Origin of the sequence: Sulfurimonas sp. (assembly GCF_026991475.1) — a bacterium.
In the GTDB taxonomy this organism is placed as follows: Bacteria; Campylobacterota; Campylobacteria; order Campylobacterales; family Sulfurimonadaceae; genus Sulfurimonas.
This window is the reverse complement of record NZ_JALXBK010000020.1, coordinates 1-2356: the sequence shown is the minus strand read 5'-3', so window position 1 is coordinate 2356 and position 2356 is coordinate 1. Positions and strand designations below refer to the sequence as shown.

Below are 2356 nucleotides of genomic sequence, written 5' to 3'. Positions count from 1 at the left end.
TGCAAGAGTGGAAAAACTATCTGCAAAAAAATCCGAATGCCCTTTTATACTGCTTTCGTGGTGGACAACGCTCAGGCATCGCTCAAGCGTGGCTTGGGGAAGTTGGCATAAACATAACTCGCCTTAAAGGTGGTTACAAAGCCTTTCGTAACTTTTTGATTCAGGAGAGTCTCGACATAAGTAAAGAGCTTAAAACTACCATCATCGGAGGGCGTACAGGCTCAGGAAAAACTATACTTCTTCAAGAGCTTGACAATGCCATAGATCTTGAGGGTTTGGCACACCATAGAGGTTCAACATTTGGTGGCTTTGTAAACGAACAACCCACACAAATAAACTTTGAAAACGACCTTGCTTATGCGCTTATTCAGTTACAAGCAAAAGGCTTTAAAGAGCTTATAATTGAGCATGAAAGTCATAATGTCGGAAGAATTTTCATTCCTAAAGAGATTTATGAAAACTTTATGAATGGTGAACTCATACTGCTTGAGACGCCACTTAAACAAAGAGTTGCAATTATATTTGAAGAGTATATAGAAAATGCACTCAGTAGTTACATAGAAAAATATGATGATACTGGTATTCAAAAGTGGTCAGATAATATAGCAAAAAATCTCGATAGAATTCAAAAAAGAGTAGGAAGTAAGCGACATAAAGAGCTGAAAATTCTTTTTGAAAATGCTTTAAAAAAGCAGTTGGAAGATGATACACTACAAGGATATAAACCTCTTATAGAAAAACTTCTTATCGAGTATTATGACCCAATGTATGATTACCAGATACAAAAGAGTAAAATCCCTATTATTTTTAAGGGAAATTACGCTGAGATTTTAGAGTTTTTACACAAACGCAACGCTGCCAAATAACTCCTCTGCATTATAGAGGGATTGGGCATTTTTCACTTCATATTTTTCGTTAATATTAAAAAGTATGAAGTCTGCTTTTTCGCCCTCTTTTATCTCTCCAGCCTCGTAACCAAGTGCTTTTGCAGGATTTTCTACTGTAAGTTTTACAAGCTCTGACATTGTTATCATTTCAGACTTTACAAGCTTTGTGTAGTACAGAGGTAGTGCATCACTGAGTGCTTCACAACCATACGCAGCATCAAAAAATGCCACCTCTTTATTAACTGGTGAAGATGGCTGGTGCAGTGTTGTCAGCATATCTATCTCACTGCGTTTAAGTGCGGCTTGCAGGGAGAGCATATCTTCTTTTGATGCGAGTGGTGGGTTAAGTTTTGCAGTGGTATTAAAGTCATTACAAGCTGCATCACACTGAAGTAGATGGTGGATGGAGACTTCACAACTTACCTGAACACCCTCCTCTTTTGCTTTGTTGATAAGTTCAACAGAACGCGGTGATGCGATGGACTTGAAGAGTATTTTAATGTCAAAATATCTTGCTATTTCTATCATACGAGAGACATGCAGCACTTCACTAAGCTCTGGAATACCCGCAAGTCCAAGATTTGAGCTCACATCACCATCGAGCATAACACCTGCGTTTATAAGAGAGTTATCTTCTGCTTTACAAAAAAGTGTCACGCCGTACATTTCAACATATTCAGCAATTTTAATAGCAATGTTATTTTTAGCTATGGTACTCATATAAGGTGCAATAGCCCCCTTTTTAAGGAGGATTGCAATGTTTGATAGAGACATATCGTCTTTAAGGGTATTAAGCATAAAGTCTATCTCCGGCCTTGTTATCTCTTTTATACCGTTTTGGGCAAATTCTAAGACAACTTCATTATCTATGGCAGGATTGGTATCTGCATTGAGCACAACATGCCCCACACCACCTTTTTTTGCCTCTTTTGCTATACGTGCAATAGTCGTTGCATTTAGGGAGGAGTCAAACACTCTTACATTCGTATCTACAAGGCTAGGAAGCAGATACGCCCCTTTGGCATCTATGACTTCATCGTCACTTAAGCCTTTACCAATTGCAACAACAACACCATTTTCGACTTTAACATCAACTTCTCTCTCACCATTTACATCACAAACCACTGCATTTGATATAAGCATTTTAGACCACCTTCGATATAATGTTGAAATTATAGCATAGGAATATCGATGAAACTACTTGTCTCAGCACTTGAACACTCCGCAAATGTCCATCTTAAATCACTTAAAGACGAACTGAGTGATGATGTGGAGTTTATGGGTATATTTAACAGCGAACTTGGAGAACCCATAGTCGATCTGCGCTCACTTGCCATTATGGGCTTTGTTGATGCCTTAAAAAAACTGCGATTTTTCTTTAAACTCGCTGATGAGATGACAGAACTCGCTCGTGATGCAGACAAAGTATTACTGATGGACTCATCAGGGTTCAACCTCCCACTTGCAAA

General features: G+C 38.5%; 2 protein-coding genes and 1 pseudogene. 2 read left to right on the top strand and 1 reads right to left on the bottom strand.

Going from position 1 to position 2356, the window contains the following annotated elements:
• Positions 1-866 (top strand): tRNA 2-selenouridine(34) synthase MnmH (mnmH, locus tag MV589_RS01550; protein ID WP_297431377.1); only part of this gene is annotated, 866 nt, incomplete at its 5' end.
• Here mnmH and MV589_RS01545 read toward each other — a convergent pair.
• A complete protein-coding gene (locus tag MV589_RS01545; protein WP_297431375.1) occupies positions 840-2030 on the bottom strand; it encodes an amidohydrolase family protein in 1191 nt (396 codons plus the stop codon). The genes mnmH and MV589_RS01545 overlap by 27 nt on opposite strands.
• 48 nt (positions 2031-2078) lie before the next feature.
• Between MV589_RS01545 and MV589_RS01540 the strand changes: the two are divergent.
• A pseudogene (locus MV589_RS01540) lies at positions 2079-2356 on the top strand (lipid-A-disaccharide synthase); the annotation flags it as partial.

Excerpts from the sequence above, each read along its gene's own strand:
- MV589_RS01545 (WP_297431375.1), bottom strand. The coding sequence starts at position 2,030 with ATGCTTATATCAAATGCAGTGGTTTGTGATGTAAATGGTGAGAGAGAA.